Here is an 18,451-nt window from a genome sequence, read left to right on the forward strand (position 1 = left end):
TTGACCCACGTAGCCAAACGCAACCAAAATCGAAGCCCCGGCAGGCAACCGAGCACGGGGACAGGGCACACGCGGGCGGCGAGAAGACGAGAGGGAGTTACGGCAGCGGTTGTAGGCCGGACGAGCACGGGGACAGGGCACGAGGAGAAAGCCGAGCACGGACCGAGCACGGGGACAGGGCATGTTCATGATCAATCGGTCTCGCCGAGAACGGGGACAGGGCACAAGCGAGAACGGCGAGAGAACGAGAACGACCGAGAACAGGGACAGTGCATGTGTATGATGGTGTATGACCGGTCGCTCCCGCCTGGAAACCTAATTCTAGGCTCGGCTGGGGTGCTTGGTGGTTGATGACTCGTTTGAGCGATGAATCAACCGAGAGTTGACGCAGAAACGGACGCTTCGGCGCGCAGCATACGGTGGGGCGAAACGTTGGGTCGCCGCTGAGGGAGAAAGAAGAGACGATGCGGTCGGTTAGTCTGCTGTTGGCATTAACCTGCGCACTCGGCGGTGAACTCGGAAACGCTGATGCTTGCGATGGCTGCGCATCGAGTCGATTGAATCGGGATTTCCGGCCACGTGATGAAACAGCCTGCCAAACCTGCTCACCAATTCGCACCAATTCTCCGGCGCGATCCCCAAACGCTTAATCACCGGTGGAAGATCGGTCGGCGTCTTGCCTCGCTTGCTTCGGTGACTCTGACGGGCTGTCCAGTCGAGCAGTTCGACATAGTCAAGCAACGACATTGATAGGAATCCTTTCTCACTGCATCGTTTCCCCTCAGCGCTGACGCATGGTCCGGTAGGATCCGACTTTTCATCGATAGACAACGGACTCAAAAAGGCAGCGGGGTCACGCTGAAAGGACTTCGGTTCGGGGCGTTCAGCTTGGTTTTGCAACCGCATCGCATCAATGCGGAGTTTGGCCGAAGTATGCTCACTCGATTCGATCGTCTGACAGATCTCCGCTCGGATGGGGTTCAAATCCACGTAGGCACTGCAAGCGATGATCGAAGCTTCGTCAATCAACCGAATGGCTTTGTAGCGTTCTTCAAAGAAACGTCCGGTTGCCTGATCTTCGCGGTTACTTCGCATTGCAATTCGCTGGCACAGAAGCCGCATCCACCACGAAACATCGGCCAAACGCTCTCGCATCTGCGCTAGCTTGAGCGGGCAATTTCGGATCAGGTTCAGTTCCGCCTCGCTGGGTGCCATCGGCTTGCCTTGCTTGTCGGTTCGGTGCGGACAGATCATCAGCCAGCGGCGAGCGACTTCGGTATCGGACCAAGTTCTGACCACGTCGGGCCGATTGCGGAGGATCAAATGAAAATGATTATTGAGCACCGCGAAGGTCAATAAATCGATACCGAAGTGGGCGGCGAAGTGTTCGAGCCATTCTTCGATCCAGACTTTACGGTGATCGAAATTCTTACCGGTCAGAGGGTCCTGACCAAAGAGGAAGCACCGTCGAACGGTACGGTTGTAAACATGAACGACATTAATTTCCGATGAGTCAATTACCTCACATCGAGCTTTTCGCATCACGCTAATCCTGATCAGAGGGATCGAACGCATTTGCATCAGGTGGCAATTCGTTCAGTTGGGGTGAGGTTAGCGAGAATGCGACCAGGCTGTCAAATTTTTTGCAAGCATGCCTCCGTTAGTAACGCAAAACAGGGAAAAACCGTGATCACATTTGCTATCAATTTCCGCAACGATTCGCGCGAGTGCCCTGTCCCCGTTCGGCTTGGTGTTCGTCAATCGTCACTGGCTTGATTTTGCTCGCCATCAAGCGAGCGCAGCGCTTCGCATCGTTCTCGTTGTCGAGGAAGTCGGCAACGAGTTCAAATGCTACGGCCATCGGATTCCAGTCGGATACGGTTAACATCACTTCGCCGCGACAGATGTTTTTCCATTTGATTTCTGTCGGCTTCGCGAATCCGGTGCAGGGTTTTGTTATTCGCCGCACGCTTGCGTCTGCAACCGATTCTCAAGCAACCAATGGTATCTGACGGCAAGTGCCGCAATGGACTCTGAATCTTGTAGATCCGCGACGAGATTGGCGGGGATGCCTTCAACGCCGTGGATAGCACCGGACATCGCGCCAACAATTGCCCCCAGTGTATCGACATCACCGCCAAGTTGCACGGCAGATGTGACTGCGTCAATCCAGGAGTTTCGGTGTTGGTTAATGCAGTAGATCGACGCAAGTACCGTTGGAATCACGAAAGGCGAAATGATCGGCTCAGTGAATTCGGCGGAAGGTTGGCCAGCGGCAGCGATGAATTTTTTGCAATCGGGTGAGCGACTCCGATCGGGCAACGCCCGAATGAGACTGGCCAGTTCGGTGTCGATTGGGTCAATTGAATCGGCAAGTGCGTTGCACAATTCTGCTGCACCAATCGTGTGATCGGATGCAAGTATGTTTGCTGCAAGCGCAATGACAACGCCACCTGCGATGCTGCGTGGATCTTGATGCGTGAGCCTGGAAATGTCGGCAACGGTCGAAACCAACGAATGGCGATCGTTACCAAACCACAGCCCGATCGCTGCAGTTCGCATGGCAGTTCCGTTACCAGCCTGGCCAACAGGTGCACCCATATCGAAATGGTTGCCAGTTGCGAGGTATTTTTCGGCGGCTTGAGTGCAGGCACCGCCTGGGCCGATCACCGAGTGATGACGCCAAAGCTCGGAAATGGAACGTGCAACATCGGGGATGACGATGTCGCCGTTTTGCACAATGGATTGGATTGTCGCGATCGTTAGCTGCGTGTCGTCGGTGTATTGACCGGACGGGTATCCATGATATTCGTGGAACGATGAAGCAAGAGATTCCGCATTAGGGATATCATCGGACCACAGTCCCTCGAACGGTGCTCCCATCGCGTCGCCGACTGCACCGCCAATGAGCATTCCAATGACGATTGAGCGGGAAAGCATCATGATTGATAACGGTGACGCAAGTGGCGAAGTAGGGGAAAGGATTCTGACGGCCCGTGGATCATTCGAGTCTGCAGGTGCGACTGAAACGGATCATTATTAATCTCAGACTCAATGAAACGCAATAAATGGCGTTGCTGCGAGTCGTTGAGGTCCATGAAATGGAATCCAGCATCCTCCTCAGGGTGCCAATGAAGATGACCATTTTCGAGAAAGTCAAGCCAATGTTCGAGCGACATATACACGTCACAAGGAAGACCAATGGCGTGCAAAGTGGGCTGATGTCTCGCGATCCAATTGTGCCAATCAAACACTAACTACGCCTGTGGGCAATTTCAAAAATGGCAGTTCGGGCAGCCTTCGCGATTTCCGGATCGCGATGATTTTTTAGGGGAGCGAGCAATTCAATGTCCCCCATCGTTCCGATGACAAACAGGTATGCAATCGCGCCCATAAGTAAATCCTCCCTATGGTCGTCGATCGCTTGCCGGCATGATTCAAGCAGTTCTTCTTCCGCGTCTTCAGTTGCGTTGAGCACCGTGCGGACACTGCTGCGAAGTCCGTCTTGGCGAATCTGGACGTACTCTGGTTCCGCGCAGGAATGGCCCACACGCGAGAGCAGACGTTCATGGATTGGATTCATGTACGTTCCGAAATTATGAATGGCATCTCAGTCGGTTAGCATCCGATTTTAGTGAGTTGGGAAAGTTGCTCGACTATCCATGATCCGAGGGAGCCGAATAGATAACAGAACCGCATTCATCAAGGATTGAATCGAGTTCGTTGTAGCGAATGTATCGTCCACCTTGATGCTGATGCCTTGGATGATTTTTAGGTATCAAGGCGTCGAACCCGCCGATGCCTTCGGGATCATCTGATGGCGAAGTAACCGAAATCTCGTTGCCTCTGAGCAGACGCTCACTTGTTCCGTCTAAATAACGGACGATGAAAGCGTCGGGTAAGTCAAGCGAAAGTAGTTCGTCACCGATGTCCATTACGTGAGGCCATTTCACAAAGCATGGGATTGTTCTAGTCGGATTAGGACGCCGCCCACGAATGCTCCGCTAAATGCGACGGTTATCCGCTGCTATGAAGGTCATCGGGTGCGTCAAGAACGCGGTAGTCGACGTCGGCATCTGAGAGGCGGTCCGTGTATATCCGAAAGTCGCGTGGGTCGTAGCAGCAGAGTACCACAGCAGCGGGGCTCTCGCAGGAACCGACCCACTGCACGACAGTCCCGACAGCAACTTCACAGGCTTGAACGGCCGGATACCCATACGCACCAGTCGAAATGCACGGAAAGGCGACGGAGCGTAACGCGTTTGCAACAGCAAGTCTTAGTGATGCATTGTACGCGCCAGAAAGCAAAGCATCCGCAGGTTGGTCATGCCCATAGATCGGTCCGACAGCATGAATGATATACTTGCAATTCAGGTTGAATGCAGGCGTGATCCTCGCTTCGCCGGCGGGACATGGAGCAAGCAAGCGGCATGCTTCAAGCAGTTCGGGACCAGCCAGGTCATGGACAGCACCGTCAACGCCGCCGCCACCGATCAGCGCGGAGTTTGCAGCGGTTACGATTGCGTCCACCGCTAGCTCCGTGATGTCTCCTTGGTACAACGCAATTCGGGTCATTCGATCGGATCAGTCGGATGAAAAAAGGTTTCCACGTCGCCGCCACGAACGAAGTGCTTGTTTTTGTGTTGCGACAGATTGTACCAATGCAAACGCCCGTTGCCAAAGATCGCAGGTGATACCGAAGGCACTAGTGCAAAAACCTTGTTGTACGCCCACCACGCTGCGAATCACGCACGACATTCCATGACGAAGCCTTCGTGAAAGAAGTAGGCGGCAAGTTTTCCGGGCACGATGGAGAATACGGCGTCATGGCCAGTGCCGAGTTCAATTGCGCGTTGCCCCGTTACAAGCAAGGGCGGGTAATCGGCATGGAATTCAAAGAACATTCCAACAGTCGCCGGATCAATCAAAGTTGGTTCAGGTGATTCCGTGCAGCATGATTTGTCGAGATGTTCGTGGAGCTTATGAGAGTTTTTGAAGAGCTGTTTGGGCCGCGATGAGAACAGATGCATCCAACGGTCGCGGCGTTCACGTTTGATAAACGCGGAAACGAATGCAGCCATGTGCGTTTGGTAAACATCATCAGGGCATTCGGGATCGGTGTCCATGTTTCGATCTCTTGGGCTTACAGCGTGCTACTAGTCGTCGAAAGACCGGAAATGTCTACATTTGGTGTGTCACAGAACTAGCCAAATGGGGACAGGGCACCATCACGCTTGCTATCATTCCAGTGAAGAACCTTCGTCGTGCCCTGTCCCCGTTCTGTCGTTCGACACCATCCTGCGCAAGAGCCAAGCACCAGACAATAAGGATTACTGAAGGAAGACGATAGCGCCACGCAGGAATCAGGAAGCCAACAATGAAAAAAGCGGCACACCAGCGGTAGTGACCAACTTCAGCACCTGGGACGTACGTCACGACCAAACCGAAAGCGAAGTTCAAGGCCGTAAGCCAGAAGATCGGCTTGAAGATGTAGCGAACAATGGATTCGTATCGCGTTCGAGTCGTGGAAGGCTCCGGTGGGGTGTCCAAGTGAGGTGTTGACACATTCACGTTCCTATTTGCATCCTTGCGTTGAAAAGCCAAATGGGGACAGCCAAATGGGGACAGGGCACCATCACGCTTGCTATCATTCCAGTGAAGAACCTTCGTCGTGCCCTGTCCCCGTTCTGTCTGCGTTCTGTCGCTGCACGACAGTCCCGACAGCAACTTCACATGCTTGAACGGCCGGATACCCATACGCACCAGTCGAAATGCACGGAAAGGCGACGGAGCGTAACGCGTTTGCAACAGCAAGTCTTAGTGATGCATTGTACGCGCCAGAAAGCAAAGCATCCGCAGGTTGGTCATGCCCATAGATCGGTCCGACAGCATGAATGATATACTTGCAATTCAGGTTGAATGCAGGCGTGATCCTCGCTTCGCCGGCGGGACATGGAGCAAGCAAGCGGCATGCTTCAAGCAGTTCGGGACCAGCCAGGTCATGGACAGCACCGTCAACGCCGCCGCCACCGATCAGCGCGGAGTTTGCAGCGGTTACGATTGCGTCCACCGCTAGCTCCGTGATGTCTCCTTGGTACAACGCAATTCGGGTCATTCGATCGGATCAGTCGGATGAAAAAAGGTTTCCACGTCGCCGCCACGAACGAAGTGCTTGTTTTTGTGTTGCGACAGATTGTACCAATGCAAACGCCCGTTGCCAAAGATCGCAGGTGATACCGAAGGCACTAGTCCCTAAATAAGTATGTCGCGAGGGGATTTTCCTTACTTCGAGACCGCGCAGCATTTCTTTGCTGGCGTAGCCAGTGGCGTTGCTTGGTGGTTTTCGTGGAGCCAAATGGGGACAGGGCACCATCACGCTTGCTATCATTCCAGTGAAGAACCTTCGTCGTGCCCTGTCCCCGTTCTGTCCGTTGCTGTTGAGAAAAGGAGATAGAACGAATGGATGTTGACTCTTTGACTGAGAAATCTGGCGACTTGCTTGAGGCAGGCCAGCTCAAAGAACTAGAGGCATTGCTTGACAATGAAATTGGTGAGTACGACGCACCCGACCGCGATACTGTTGGTATTTAATATTACGAACAGGTCGGAGCGTACGAGAAAGCACTTTCGCTGGCTTTGCGTGTTCTCGAATACAAAGCATGGGAAGCCCTCTCGTCGGAAATCAGATACTCACGTTTACTCGCCATGGCGGGTCACGCCGAACGGGCATTAGAGATTTTGAAGGTCATTCGTGACAGCGGACGAATTAAACCACACTATGAAAGCGGAATGGCCAGGGCTTTCCTTACTGCCACGATTTGCGCGGCGGCTCAAACGACTGCGTCCTTTGTCATTCGTCGAGAAGCCCTGCAGCTAGCTCTTGAAGAGATAAAAGCGGGTGCAGCCACGGCTCCTCAAATGCAACGTGAAGTAATTGACGGATTAAGAGATCTTCAAGACGACCCAACAGTCACGCGGCTTACCACGGAGTTGACATCCTTGATTCCGGTGTAGAAGAATTCAAAAGCCAAATGGGGACAGGGCACCATCACGCTTGCTATCATTCCAGTGAAGAACCTTCGTCGTGCCCTGTCCCCGTTCTGTCCTTCGCCAGCAGTTCTGCGCCGAGCGGCGTGACGTTTTCGACGATCGGTGAATAGAGACATTCCAGCACGTTCGGGTTCGCCTTGAGCGCGAGCACGATGAACTTCTGCAACTCCCAGTACACTTCCTGCGTTTCATCGTTTTCGAGTTGCTCGGGAACGCCGTACAACGACCAATGCAGATCGGCGGTTGGTAAGTAGATACCACGACGATCGGTGTCGGACGCTTCATCATCCAGTCCGTAAGCCCGCGAGCCGATCACGCAGCGATAGATGACTCGTTCGTACAGCCCGGCACTGGCCAGCGATGCATCGGCGTCGCGAATCGTTTGGCTTTTGAACTCCGCAAGCCGAACGAGTTGGTCGTGATGGATCGGAGCCTCGAAGCCGTCGCTGAACTTCACTCGGTAAGCATGCGTTCGATCGACTGGGCTGCGGACGATGACGCCAACGGCACCGGCCGGATGAGCAATGCGATCGTTCGCCGCCATCACGTCTTTCTGCGCAACGACCTGCGTGCCGACGGAGTAGATCAGGTTGGATTCGTTCGACACGGACATTCGACTGGCGATCTAAAGCTCGGGAAAGACGCCTTCGGTGATCAGTTGGCGTCGATGGGAGACGCGGTGCGAGGCGTTGATTTGCAGGACGGCGATGGTTGCTCGTCCCGCACTGGTCTTGCCGACCAGCAACGGACCTTGCCATGCAAAATGATCCGGCCACACGTCAACGCGAGGGTCAAACAAGAACGCTTTCTCGCCGGTCTCGGCATCAATGCCGGCGATGTTGGGGCCTTTGTGGTTGTTGCAGAACGAGCAAACGCTCTGCCAGCGATCTTAACTGCTGTCGATCCAAAACCGCCCGCACGGTAATATCAATCGAAGCTCTGCTGGCTTTGGCAGAATGGTCGATTTGCTATCAAAACTCGGTTCAAGGAGACGGACCATGCGAGACGACGAAACGAGGATTCCCCCCCGCGCCTAACGAATCGGATCCCGCTGAGCGAATTGTGGACGGCAGTCCCTGCGGAGAACCAACAACGCGTTCTACAAGTTCTTGCGAACCTTGTGACGACCCAGCTTTTGGCTCCTCGGAGCGAACAGGAGGGAAGTCATGAAGACTCTCGAAGCAACTGACTCAGTGGCAAGTTCCACGGCTCATCCGGCCGCGGCCATTCGGTCATCCAAGATCGAGCTTTCGCATCTCGAACGTCTTGCGATCGTTTACATTCGTCAATCCTCTCCGCACCAAGTTCTGGAGAATCGTGAGTCAACGGCGCGACAATATGCTTTGGTTGAACATGCGATAACGATGGGATGGTCGAAAGATCGTGTTCTCGTGATTGATGAAGACCAAGGACAAAGTGGCAAGTCTGCCGAGAATCGTTCGGGATTCCAACGACTGCTAACGGAAGTCACGATGAATCACGTCGGGATCGTTTTTGGACTCGAAATGAGCCGCTTGGCTCGCAGTTCAAAAGACTGGCATCACCTGCTGGAAGTTTGCGCGATCTTTGACACCTTGCTGGCCGATCAAGACGGAGTTTACACCGCATGCGATCCAAACGATCGTTTGCTTCTAGGACTGAAAGGAACGATGAGCGAAGTCGAACTTCATACGATGCGCAATCGCCTCCGGCGAGGCGCGCTCAACAAAGCACAGCGAGGGGAACTGTTCCATGGCGTGCCTTTTGGGTACGTCATACTACAGAATGGCGAAGTGGCATTTGATCCTGACGAACAGGCCCAGCACGTCGTACGAATAATCTTTGAGAAGTTCGACGAGCTTGGTGCGATTTACTCGCTCTTTCATTACCTGGTTCGCAACGGCATCGACCTTCCCGTTCGCGCGAAGTCGGGACAGCGAAAAGGTGAGCTGGATTGGCGGCGACCGTCTCTGGCAACTCTTTGCCAGATGCTGCATCACCCGATCTATGCGGGGGCCTACTCAACGCCGTGAAGAGTTTTTGCACGGCAAAAACCGCTGTTTCGCTAATCCCTCATAAATGAAAAGGTCAGATTCCCCCCAACACCTAACTGAAAACGATTCAGTCGGAAAGGAATCTGACCATGTCTCAAAAAAAATCCGCCAAGCAGGCCAAGCGTTCACAAACAAGGCAGCGTCGTGAAAATAAGAAGGCTCGCAAAGCCAAGAAACGAAGCAAGCGATCTCATAAGCAAGACGCCAATCGGGCAATCAAACAGTTCTTTGGTACCGGTGATATCTTCGCCAACTATCAGTTCCATGGCAACATCACTTGGTCGGCCATGGAACTCTGCAAGCTCGCGTTGTTGTTTTCGCTCTCAGAAAAGAAGTTTGTCACCGACGCATTCGATGAAACATTAAAACGCGGGCGGCAACTTGCCATCAGTACCACTCACACGACCTATCAAGGATTCATGGGAGCATTGACCAACTACGGACACATTTTTGTTCCCTTGATGATCCTACGGCTCCAGCAGCAGATGCAAAAACTCGGTGGCGAGCTTTGGGAAATCTCTGGATTCGTTCCTATTGCGTTTGATGGGTCTCGCAACAGCGCCTCGCGAACTCGTTCCAACGAACAGGAGTTGTGTTCGTCAAAACTGAGAAAAAAGCAGGCCGCCGCAAAGTCCAAAACCGTGATCGATCCCAAGCCACAGGCCTGGATAACGTTGATGTGGCACATGGGTTTTCGTCTACCTTGGAATTGGCGACTGGGACCGTCGGACTCAAGTGAGCGAGCGCACGTGCAAGAGATGGTCGAGAACGACAACTTCCCTGAGAACACGCTTTTTGTGGGGGATGCGGGGTTTGTAGGTTACGATTTCTGGATGACGATGGTCAGTCGCGGGTATCATTTCATGGTCCGCGTGGGCAGCAATGTGAAGCTGATTAGCGAGATCGTTGACTTCCAGCTCACCGAAGGCGGAGAAGTGCTTTGTTGGCCCAAGGGGAAGCAAGGTCAACAACCGCCACTGCGATTGCGTCTGGTTCAGGTGAAGATTGGCAATGCGGAAGTTTACCTTTTGACGAGTGTCCTATCGCCAGCACGACTGTCAGTTGAAACGATGGCGGAGCTGTACAAAAAAAGGTGGGGAATTGAAATCGAATTTCGCGGCCTCAAGCAAACCTTAAACGGTCAAAAACTTCGCTGCCGCAATGTCGATCGGTTGTACACAGAATTGCATTGGTCGATCCTTGCGATGGCGGTCGCCGAGTTGCTTGCCGTTGGTGAACAGCTCAGCAACCCGGACCGCGATCCCAACTACACTCCCAAAGATCGGAGTCTGGCAGGCACGATGCGAGCACTCTACGACTGCCTGGACGATCTTCACACGTATGCGCTGGAGGGCGAGGATTTATTCAGTCGCCTCGCTCGCGCAGTGACCGACAACTACGAACGCAATCACTCCAAGCAGGCTCGCTTCAAACCCAAGGTATCCGAGAAAAAGAAGAAGAAAATCAAACCACCCGAAGTCCGCCCCATCGAGAAAGAAGAACGCGAAAAGCTACAGCGAATTGATAACAACACGGCTGCATAAAACCCTTCACGGCGTTGGACGACGCCCCTTTCGCGTAACGGCTTCGTCAACGGATGATGATGAGGCCGGTAAGAAAAAAGCAGGACGCGAACGGGAGGTTTCGAGAGCGGATGGGGCAAGTGTTGGTGCCGGGGAGCGTGACTCACTCGCTTACGCTTCGGGCTTGTATTCGCTTGAGGAATTTACGAACGACGAGTGGATCGCGACCATTCGCGATGTGTTTGCGTCCGGTGATGCTTTAACGCGAGATGATGCGGCTCGGCTTGTTTTTGACTCGCTGCGGGAACAAGGACTGGATGCGAAACGCTTGACATCGGGGATTCGTGATTCGGTCAATGGATGGTTCCGCACGGCCGTGCGACGTGGCGTCATCGCGCGAGTCGGCCAATCGTACGAGATGGATTGCCGCACCATCGACGACTACCCACGCGACCTATTAGTCTCTTCGCTGGCGTCCGCGATTGGTCGCACGTGGCACTCGCGCGAGGATGCGATCCGGGCCACGGCCCGTCATCTGGGCTTTCGACGCACGGGATCAAAAATCAAATCAGCCATCAAGTCCGCAATCAATGCCGGCATCCGCCAAGGCAAGATCGAGCGAGACGGCCCGCAGAATATCCGAAAAGTGTAGTGGATCTTGTTAAAGATCCGCGCAAAAGGATCTTTTACAAGATCCACTACAAATCAATCGCTTGCGTCCAGCAGGCGATACAAAAACTTATACAGAAGAACCCAGTGTCCGATTCATCCGCCAACCGCTCTGTCCTCCGCTACTTCATCGACGAAGCCGGCGACACAACTCTGTTCGGTCGGCGCAGCAAGAAGATCGTCGTCGGCAGTGACGGAGCGTCCAAGTTCTTCATGCTCGGAAAACTTCGTGTCGATGACGCACCGGCTTTACGACGCGACTTGAAGGAACTTCGTCAGTCGTTGTTGGCTGATCCCTGTTTGTAGGCCTGCGACTACATGATGTGGCCGTTGCAGCGGTACTTCGAGCGCCAAGAACGCCGTTACCTGGAAATGATGTGGCCCAAGGTGGGCGAGATCGTCGACCTGGACCTGGAACACGGTAACCAGCGAGGAAAGTCCTACGCGCCGAATACGCCACTGTTCGATTCACCTGAGGATGACAGCGCATAAAAAAAGCCAGCGGATATAGGGTCTCTCGGAACGAATTCCGAGACCACGCGGCGTGACGCCGATTTTCTTTCCACTGACCACGTGAAGCGTACTATCCTCCAGCCGCAAAAGCAAATCTAATCTTCTCGGCACTAGGCTGAACTAGCTTTTCAAACTGAGCGAATCAGCAAATACAAGCTCGAAGCGCAAGCGAGTGGATCATCATTATCCACTCGCTTGCGCGTCGAGCTTGTATTTTGTATAAAAAACAATTGAGCTTCCCTGATCTCACCACCTCGTCATTGTGCCCCAAGTCACCATGTCGCCTCAAAACCCGTCCGCCGCTGCCCGCACCCGTCTGATTCTCGAAGACCTCGAAGCCGTTCGTGAGAACTTGCTGGCGTTGTCGGACGACATTTGGTTGTCGATTGACCACAACGATGACGTGGCGCTGCAGGACGGGGCGACGTTCAAACTCGCGTACAACCAGAAGGTCGCCGCGTTCGACTTGGTCGCTTCGGAACTCTCCGAATTGGTCCAGCAGTACACGACCGTCACGCTGGACTCCGAAGAACAATCCGGCCAGGACGATCAACAAACCAACGAGCGGATCATCGCGGATTTGGATCGCGAAGTCCCGCACAGCCTCGATGAAGACTTCACGTTCAAACGTCCTTTCGCGTTCGTCTTTGAAGGGCAAGCGACCACCGGAGTGACGACGTGGCAACGGCTGTACGAACTGATTTGCCGACAGTTGATCGGCCGTGACGAAGCACGTTTCCGTTTCCTCGTGGACCACCCCGATTTCATCAGCAATCGTGGCAACCACACGATCGCCACCGAACCGCACGGGTTGCGAAAGGCGATGCGGTTGGCGGACGACCTGTTCATCGAAAGCAACCTGTCAGCCAACGGCATCCGCGACGTGATCGTGAGACTGCTGAGCGTTTACGACATTCCGACAGAAACCGTTCAAATTTACCTGAGGCAAGACCGTGACGCCTGATCCACTGACCGAAATTGCCGATGACGTCCTGAACCACAGCAAGCGGCGGCGGGCGAAGGTGCGCACGCTGCTGGGTTGGTTCGGCTATTCACGCCGCCGTGCTCAGGTTGTCAGCGAAATCTCAAGGGCTCTGGAATCGGTTGGCTTGAGAACGCAGCCCGATTTCCAAGACGAGTTCTTCGACAACCAGGTTTACTTCGTTCCGATGGCAGCGGTTGATGATGGTGCCTCTGAGCAGGAAAACGAAATCGAATCGCAGGTCATCGAACCGCCAGAGGAGATCGAGGAATACGAGCCTCCCGAAGAGATCGCCGCGCCGGTGACGTTAAGCATCATCGAGAACCCGACGTTCCGTGTCAGCCATTTCGCATCGGCACGCAAGGCGGTTGTGCATGCGTTGCCCGGCGACACGATCTCGCAGGTGACGACGGTCATGCTGCTGAAAGACTTTGACCAAATCCCGATCATGCGGACCACTCGCGAGGTCAAAGGCGTGGTGAGTTGGAAGAGCATCGCTCAAGCAAACGCCTCAGGAAAATCAACCGACCTCGCCACCCACTGCATGACGCAGCCGCAAATCATCGAGCAAAGTGATTCAATGTTCGAGGCAGTTGATCGTGTTTTGAAGTACGGCTGCGTGCTGGTCCGCAATCAGAAACGAGAAATCTCTGGCATCATCACGGCGCACGACGTTGCGAAGTCGTTCCACGAACTCGCCAAGCCGTATCTGCTGGTCGGTGAAATCGAACGATTGCTACGAAATTTGATTGCCAATCACTTCACACAGGAAGACATTCGCTCGGTCAAGAAGGACGACGACCGCGAGATCAACGACGTGACTGACCTAACGTTCGGCCAATACCGCCGTCTGCTCGAAAACCCCGTCAACTGGGAACGGCTGTCGATCAACGTCGAACGCAGCATCTTCATCGCTCGATTGGAAGAGATCCGAATTGCGCGCAACGAGGTGATGCACTTCGACCCCGAGGGATTGCAGCCGGAACAGAAACGTCAGCTCTGGGAATTTGCCAACTTCCTGCATGGCTTGTGCTGATGGTTTTCTACGACATCATCGGTGACATTCACGGGCATGCGGATGAGCTGAAGAACTTGCTGAAGTCGCTCGGGTATCAGCGGCATGGTGATGGCTTTCGGTGCTTCGATCGGAAAGTTGTTTTTGTTGGTGACTTCGTGGATCGGGGGCCGGCGATCGGAGAAGTGGTCGAGATTGCTCGGGCGATGGTGGACGCGGGAGATGCGTTGGCGGTGATGGGGAATCATGAGTACAACGCGATAGCGTTTCATACGGCGGTACCGGGAACACACAACCAATGGTTCCGTCCTCGACCGGACAAAAACATACGACAGCATGTCGAAACACTGTCCCAGCTTTCTGACCTTGAGTTATCCGATGCGATTGAGTGGTTCAAGACATTGCCGGTTGCGATTGAGATCGGTGGGATCCGTGTGGCTCACGCGTCGTGGCAGACGCGGGACATCGACTGCATCAATGACGCATTGGCCGAAGTGGGGAGATTCACGCCGGACTTTCTAGCGATTTCGGAAGAGTCTGGCAGCGATTTGAACAATGCGATTGAGAATGTGTTGAAGGGGCCGGAGTTGCGTTTGCCGGCGGGGCACTCGATTGTTGACAAGGCGGGACACCGGCGAGGCTCGGTGCGGATCAAATGGTACGAGGATGGTACTGGTCGAACCTATCGCCAACATCATCTTGGCAGTGACGATGTGCCGGATGTGGCGATCGCGGATGGAGATTTGGCGGGTGTTGACGCCTACCCGCGTGACGCGGTGCCGGTGTTTGTGGGGCACTATTGGTTGATGGGGACGCCGACTCCACTGGCGGCCAACGTGGCTTGCACGGACTACAGCGTGGCCAAGGGTGGTAAGTTGGTGGCGTATCGCTGGGATGGCGAGTCGGTGTTGTCGCCGGAGAAGTTTTATTGGGCGGATGGAAGTTTGAAGTGAGAAGGGTCAATCCAGTTTGAAGAGCGAAGTATGAAAGGTTGGCCACAGATTGGCACGGATCTTCACGGATTGGAGTCTTGGATTGCCCTGCTGTAAAATGATGAATGGACCCATTGATTGGCAGTCGCCCAACTCGTCTAAATTAGTGTTTCATTAGCGAAGATTAGTGTTCCCAAAATTTTCAGGCTCGAACACTGATCTCCGCTAATCGCACACTAATCTTTTTGATTGCTGGTGGCGCGGCCTCCTCATCCCCAGCCCTTCTCCCCCGCAAAGCCGAGGGCGAAGGGAGCCAAGAGCGACGTTTGAAGAGTGAAGGGTTGGCTACGGATTGGGTGCTTGGTCTTATCTGTGTTGATCCGTGTGTATTTGTGGTTGAAAATTGCCTTCGATTCTTCACGTTGGATGGAGTCATCCCCGTTTTGGCTTGCATTGCCTGACTGAATTACGCATAATGCGTAACGCAGGTTGCGTAATCTAACCAGGAGATTGGCTTGACGAATCCATTTACTTACGGCGGTGTGGTTGGCAACGGCGAGTTCTGCAATCGAACTCAGGAATTGGCCGATCTGACGGAAACGATGCGTTCGTGTGGACGCTGCTTTGTCTACGCGGAACGACGCATGGGCAAGACTTCGTTGGTGATGCGCGCGATTGGCAAACTGCCGAAGAAGTCGTTCATTCCGGTCTATGTTGATCTGTGGCCAACAGACGGTTCGGCTTCGTTCGCCACGACAACGGCTCGCGCGATCACTTCGGCGGCAGAAACGAAAACGACGAAGTTGTTGGAGTTCGGCAAGGCGACGTTTGGGCGATTGCGGCCGAGTGTTTCGCTCGACGATTCCGGTCAGCCGAAGGTTGACTTTGGCGTTGAGGGTCGAAGTGTCTCGAAAACCGATTTGACGGAAGTGCTGGCTGCTCCTCAGGCCTTGGCCGAGCGGAGCGGGAAAACGGTGGTGATGGTTTTCGACGAATTTCAGCAGATCGCTGACTACGACGATGATTTGGCCGAGCGTCAGATTCGTAGTTCGATCCAGCATCATAAGAATGTAGCGTATCTGTTTTTGGGAAGCCGAAAGCACTTGCTGCAGTCGATGTTCCTGGATCAGTCTCGGCCGCTGTATCGGTCGGCAATGCACTATCCAGTGGGACCGATCGCAACGAAGCATTGGCAACCTTTCATCGCCAAGCGATTTACGGACGCGAAAAAAACGTTCTCCAAATCTTTGGTTTCGGAACTGTGTGAACGTACGCAGGGACATCCGTTCTATACACAGCATCTATGCCACGTGCTTTGGTCGTTGGTCGAACCAGGCAGCGAGGTAGTTGCTGACCAGATCGACCAAGCTGTCGAGGAACTGCTGCGTCGTGAAAGCCACGCCTATGTCATCTTGTGGGAATCTCTGACCAAGAATGAACAACGTTTCTTGCGTGGATTGGCGGATCGTGAAACGCCGCCTCAACCGTTTTCATCCGAGTTCACGCGACAGTACGGTTTGCGTAGTGCATCGAATGCCCAGCGTGCCGCAGATTCGCTTGTCGCCAAGGACTTGATCGAACGGGAAGCGGCCTCGTTCGTCATCAATGATCGGTTCTTGCGTTTGTGGATCAGCCAACTTTATTCTTGATGGCGAGCAGCGCAGTGAATTTCCATAAAGAGGCAGTCGTGAAAGGATCTTTAACAAGATCCACTACGAAGAGTTGGGTTTTACCTGCCGAGCTCATCTTGTCGTAGTCGATCATCAAGGTAGTGGATCTTGTTAAAGATCCTTTTTGGCGGAGGGATTTGGTATGATTGTGGGATCTTTAACAAGATCCACTACGGGATTTACGAGAATTAGGGGGGATTGGTATGTCGAAGCGGGATCATTTGAAGCGACTGCCGCCGGAGCATTACCGTGGATTGGCGATGGTCCATTGGTCACTGACCATTCGCGAACGAAAGACAGGTTGGCTGGCTGTTCCGTTCTTTTATCGCTTTCGTGAGTTACTGGCACACACGTGTTTCCGCTACGGAATTGCTTGCCCGATGTTTTGCTTGATGCCGGATCACTTTCACATGCTTTGGGTGGGATTGTTTAATGGTTCAGATCAATTGCTGGCGATGAAGCACTTTCGCAAGTCTGTGAATGAGTCATTGAAACGGATCAAGTTTGATTTGCAGGATCAAGCCTATGATCATGTCCTGACAGAATCCGAACGCAGCGAGGATTCGTTTCGCGAGGTTTGCGACTACATCGCTCGCAATCCAGAGCGAGCGGGGTTGGTTCCGGTCGATGAATACGCGAAGTATCCGTACACTGGCGTTGTCGTTCCGGGTTATCCGCAGCTTCGGCCGTTTGAGGCGAGCTTTTGGGATGAATTTGATCGAACGGTGTCCTATCTGAGGAAGGAAGGTTTGCTGCGGTTTGAGATGGGTAGTGGATCTTGTTAAAGATCCTGAGCGAATGGTTGGGGATGAGGATCTTTAACAAGATCCACTACGGGGAGAGCTAGTTCGCTGTCAATGTCCGAGAAGCCGGAGTGCGATGCGAAAGTTAGCTCACTTCGCATGTGTCTTTGGTGCAGCGGCCGGTGAGTCGGAGGCGGTTTTTGGCGAAGAGGTGGTAGCCGAAGTCCATGGCGTGCGAGATGCCGGGCAGGCGGGTTGGCCAGACGAGTCGGCCGAAGCCGACGGCGGCGTAGAGCTGGCGGAAGACTTCGACGCCGATGATCCATTGGGCAGGCTGGCCGTCTTTGGCGGGTAGGCGGCCGTGAATTTCGTCCATGAATTGGTCGGGCGTTTTGCCGTAGTCGGCGGCGGTGAATTCCGCGGCGGCGATGTCGGTGAAGCGGATGTTCTGCTTGCGGTCGAGCCAACGCAGGAGTTTGATCTCGCGGATGCAGAGTGGGCATTCGCCGTCGTAGAAGACTTCGACGGTGTGGGTGTCGGTAGTGGATCTTGTTAAAGATCCGGTGGGGGAGGGATCTTTAACAAGATCCACTACGGGGGAGTTCGTCATTGTGCTAACCGGATTAGGACTTCGTTGCGACGCAGCGGGCCGGGTGTGAAGGGTGGATCGTAAGAGGCGGATTCAACGTTGGTGGACTCGGGATCGCCAGAGTTGGTTTGGGCGGCGGTGAGGTTTTTGGTTTTCATCCAGTCGCGGAGTTTGGTTTCGTTTTCTTTGGCGAGCTTTTCGCTTAGGCGGCCGGAGAAGCGGATGACGGCGAAGCGTCCGCCGGCTCGTTTACGGATCGCGACTCCTTCGCCGGTGGGCTGAGGCGTGCCGGCGACGGCGACTTCTTTGGGCATCACGAATCCCATCTGGGCTTCGGTTTCGTCTTTCTCCATGAACACGGGCGTGGTCATCGAGATCTTTTGCTCGGCATGGTTCGCGCCGGAGATGTAGCGGAACAGTTTCATGAAACTGCCGTCGCGGCCTTGGGCGTCTATTTGAGTGGTCGTCGACGCGAGCATCAGGTCGGGGTATTCGCGGATCTCGAACTTGCCGTCTGTTTCGATCACCTTGTACTCGGCGGATTCGTAGCCAGCTCGTGCGGTCATGTTCCAGCCTAAAACGCCGATCACCGCAACGGCGGCGATCCCAGGGCGATTGCACGGGGATTTACCGACTGAAAACGACTTTTTCCATGTAGTCATCGTCCCAACCAGCGGTGAGCCGCTTGTTTTTGACTCCGCACTTGGCCGTTTTCTCTTGCTTGAGCAAGCT

At 54.0% G+C, this 18,451-nt stretch carries 25 protein-coding genes; 12 read left to right on the forward strand and 13 right to left on the reverse strand.

Annotation, left to right across the window (positions count from 1 at the left end):
• Positions 1-474 precede the first annotated feature (474 nt).
• The 8 genes from RC85_RS15480 to RC85_RS15520 all read right to left on the reverse strand — a co-directional run bounded on the left by RC85_RS15480 (position 475) and on the right by RC85_RS15520 (position 6,115).
• Complete coding sequence (locus tag RC85_RS15480) at positions 475-1,542, reverse strand: hypothetical protein (RefSeq protein ID WP_235033356.1); 1,068 nt, start codon at positions 1,540-1,542, stop codon at positions 475-477.
• Positions 1,543-1,956: 414 nt separating this feature from the next.
• Positions 1,957-2,943 (reverse strand): ADP-ribosylglycohydrolase family protein, encoded by a 987-nt coding sequence (locus RC85_RS15490; protein ID WP_084422716.1) that lies wholly within the window; start codon positions 2,941-2,943, stop codon positions 1,957-1,959.
• Positions 2,944-3,253: 310 nt separating this feature from the next.
• Complete coding sequence (locus tag RC85_RS15500) at positions 3,254-3,583, reverse strand: hypothetical protein (RefSeq protein WP_068264450.1); 330 nt, start codon at positions 3,581-3,583, stop codon at positions 3,254-3,256.
• A 73-nt stretch (positions 3,584-3,656) separates the two neighbouring features.
• Entirely contained in the window at positions 3,657-3,953 is a 297-nt protein-coding gene (locus RC85_RS15505) for a hypothetical protein (protein WP_149752861.1), read from the reverse strand.
• 64 nt (positions 3,954-4,017) lie between these two features.
• On the reverse strand, positions 4,018-4,575 hold the full coding sequence (locus RC85_RS15510) for a macro domain-containing protein (protein WP_068264454.1): 558 nt from the start codon (positions 4,573-4,575) through the stop codon (positions 4,018-4,020).
• Positions 4,572-4,706 (reverse strand): hypothetical protein, encoded by a 135-nt coding sequence (locus tag RC85_RS28860; protein WP_261340474.1) that lies wholly within the window; start codon positions 4,704-4,706, stop codon positions 4,572-4,574. Before RC85_RS28860 ends, RC85_RS15510 begins: the two co-directional genes overlap by 4 nt.
• Before the next feature lie 39 nt (positions 4,707-4,745).
• Positions 4,746-5,126, reverse strand: a complete 381-nt coding sequence (locus RC85_RS15515; RefSeq protein ID WP_068264456.1) for a hypothetical protein — start codon at positions 5,124-5,126, stop codon at positions 4,746-4,748.
• A gap of 521 nt (positions 5,127-5,647) precedes the next feature.
• Complete coding sequence (locus tag RC85_RS15520; protein ID WP_068264458.1) at positions 5,648-6,115, reverse strand: macro domain-containing protein; 468 nt, start codon at positions 6,113-6,115, stop codon at positions 5,648-5,650.
• A gap of 344 nt (positions 6,116-6,459) precedes the next feature.
• Between RC85_RS15520 and RC85_RS28865 the strand changes: the two genes are divergently transcribed.
• Positions 6,460-6,591 carry a hypothetical protein gene (locus tag RC85_RS28865; RefSeq protein ID WP_261340475.1) on the forward strand — a complete coding sequence of 44 codons (132 nt, stop codon included), beginning with the start codon at positions 6,460-6,462 and terminating at the stop codon, positions 6,589-6,591.
• Between the two features lie 45 nt (positions 6,592-6,636).
• The gene (locus RC85_RS15525) at positions 6,637-7,014 is read left to right on the forward strand and encodes a hypothetical protein (protein ID WP_149752860.1); all 378 of its coding nucleotides are present in this window, start codon (positions 6,637-6,639) and stop codon (positions 7,012-7,014) included.
• 46 nt (positions 7,015-7,060) lie between these two features.
• Here RC85_RS15525 and RC85_RS15530 read toward each other — a convergent pair whose 3' ends face one another.
• Entirely contained in the window at positions 7,061-7,663 is a 603-nt protein-coding gene (locus RC85_RS15530; protein ID WP_238383139.1) for a nucleotidyltransferase domain-containing protein, read from the reverse strand.
• A 12-nt stretch (positions 7,664-7,675) separates the two neighbouring features.
• Positions 7,676-7,849 carry a hypothetical protein gene (locus RC85_RS26910; RefSeq protein ID WP_157593944.1) on the reverse strand — a complete coding sequence of 58 codons (174 nt, stop codon included), beginning with the start codon at positions 7,847-7,849 and terminating at the stop codon, positions 7,676-7,678.
• 367 nt (positions 7,850-8,216) lie between these two features.
• Here RC85_RS26910 and RC85_RS15540 point away from each other — a divergent pair, with 367 nt between their 5' ends.
• The 9 genes from RC85_RS15540 (at position 8,217) to RC85_RS15575 (ending at position 16,366) form a co-directional block, all read left to right on the forward strand.
• On the forward strand, positions 8,217-9,062 hold the full coding sequence (locus tag RC85_RS15540; protein ID WP_068264463.1) for a recombinase family protein: 846 nt from the start codon (positions 8,217-8,219) through the stop codon (positions 9,060-9,062).
• Positions 9,063-9,172: 110 nt separating this feature from the next.
• Positions 9,173-10,627 carry a transposase gene (locus RC85_RS15545; RefSeq protein ID WP_068264466.1) on the forward strand — a complete coding sequence of 485 codons (1,455 nt, stop codon included), beginning with the start codon at positions 9,173-9,175 and terminating at the stop codon, positions 10,625-10,627.
• Between the two features lie 163 nt (positions 10,628-10,790).
• The gene (locus RC85_RS15550) at positions 10,791-11,258 is read left to right on the forward strand and encodes a hypothetical protein (protein WP_149752551.1); all 468 of its coding nucleotides are present in this window, start codon (positions 10,791-10,793) and stop codon (positions 11,256-11,258) included.
• A 104-nt stretch (positions 11,259-11,362) separates the two neighbouring features.
• Complete coding sequence (locus RC85_RS15555) at positions 11,363-11,581, forward strand: hypothetical protein (protein WP_149752550.1); 219 nt, start codon at positions 11,363-11,365, stop codon at positions 11,579-11,581.
• A 15-nt stretch (positions 11,582-11,596) separates the two neighbouring features.
• Entirely contained in the window at positions 11,597-11,767 is a 171-nt protein-coding gene (locus RC85_RS26915) for a hypothetical protein (RefSeq protein WP_162273218.1), read from the forward strand.
• 298 nt (positions 11,768-12,065) lie between these two features.
• Positions 12,066-12,752: a hypothetical protein gene (locus tag RC85_RS15560; protein WP_068264487.1), complete on the forward strand. Its 687-nt coding sequence runs from the start codon at positions 12,066-12,068 to the stop codon at positions 12,750-12,752.
• A complete protein-coding gene (locus RC85_RS15565) occupies positions 12,742-13,806 on the forward strand; it encodes a CBS domain-containing protein (protein ID WP_068264471.1) in 1,065 nt (354 codons plus the stop codon). The genes RC85_RS15560 and RC85_RS15565 overlap by 11 nt, the downstream gene beginning before the upstream one ends.
• Positions 13,806-14,738, forward strand: coding sequence for a metallophosphoesterase (locus RC85_RS15570; protein ID WP_068264475.1), 933 nt, complete (start codon positions 13,806-13,808; stop codon positions 14,736-14,738). Before RC85_RS15565 ends, RC85_RS15570 begins: the two co-directional genes overlap by 1 nt.
• Positions 14,739-15,232: 494 nt before the next feature.
• On the forward strand, positions 15,233-16,366 hold the full coding sequence (locus tag RC85_RS15575) for an AAA family ATPase (protein ID WP_149752549.1): 1,134 nt from the start codon (positions 15,233-15,235) through the stop codon (positions 16,364-16,366).
• Here RC85_RS15575 and RC85_RS28870 read toward each other — a convergent pair.
• Complete coding sequence (locus RC85_RS28870; RefSeq protein ID WP_261340476.1) at positions 16,347-16,481, reverse strand: hypothetical protein; 135 nt, start codon at positions 16,479-16,481, stop codon at positions 16,347-16,349. The genes RC85_RS15575 and RC85_RS28870 overlap by 20 nt on opposite strands.
• 109 nt (positions 16,482-16,590) lie before the next feature.
• Between RC85_RS28870 and RC85_RS15580 the strand changes: the two genes are divergently transcribed.
• Complete coding sequence (locus RC85_RS15580) at positions 16,591-17,172, forward strand: hypothetical protein (RefSeq protein ID WP_068264478.1); 582 nt, start codon at positions 16,591-16,593, stop codon at positions 17,170-17,172.
• 103 nt (positions 17,173-17,275) lie between these two features.
• Here the strand turns inward: RC85_RS15580 and RC85_RS26330 are convergent, their stop codons facing one another.
• Positions 17,276-17,740, reverse strand: a complete 465-nt coding sequence (locus tag RC85_RS26330; RefSeq protein WP_084422717.1) for a thiol-disulfide oxidoreductase DCC family protein — start codon at positions 17,738-17,740, stop codon at positions 17,276-17,278.
• Positions 17,737-18,381, reverse strand: coding sequence for an SOUL family heme-binding protein (locus RC85_RS15595; protein WP_084422718.1), 645 nt, complete (start codon positions 18,379-18,381; stop codon positions 17,737-17,739). The genes RC85_RS26330 and RC85_RS15595 overlap by 4 nt, the downstream gene beginning before the upstream one ends.
• Positions 18,382-18,451 lie beyond the last annotated feature (70 nt).

Origin of the sequence: Rubripirellula obstinata (genome assembly GCF_001642955.1) — a bacterium.
Lineage (GTDB): Bacteria > Planctomycetota > Planctomycetia > Pirellulales > Pirellulaceae > Rubripirellula > Rubripirellula obstinata.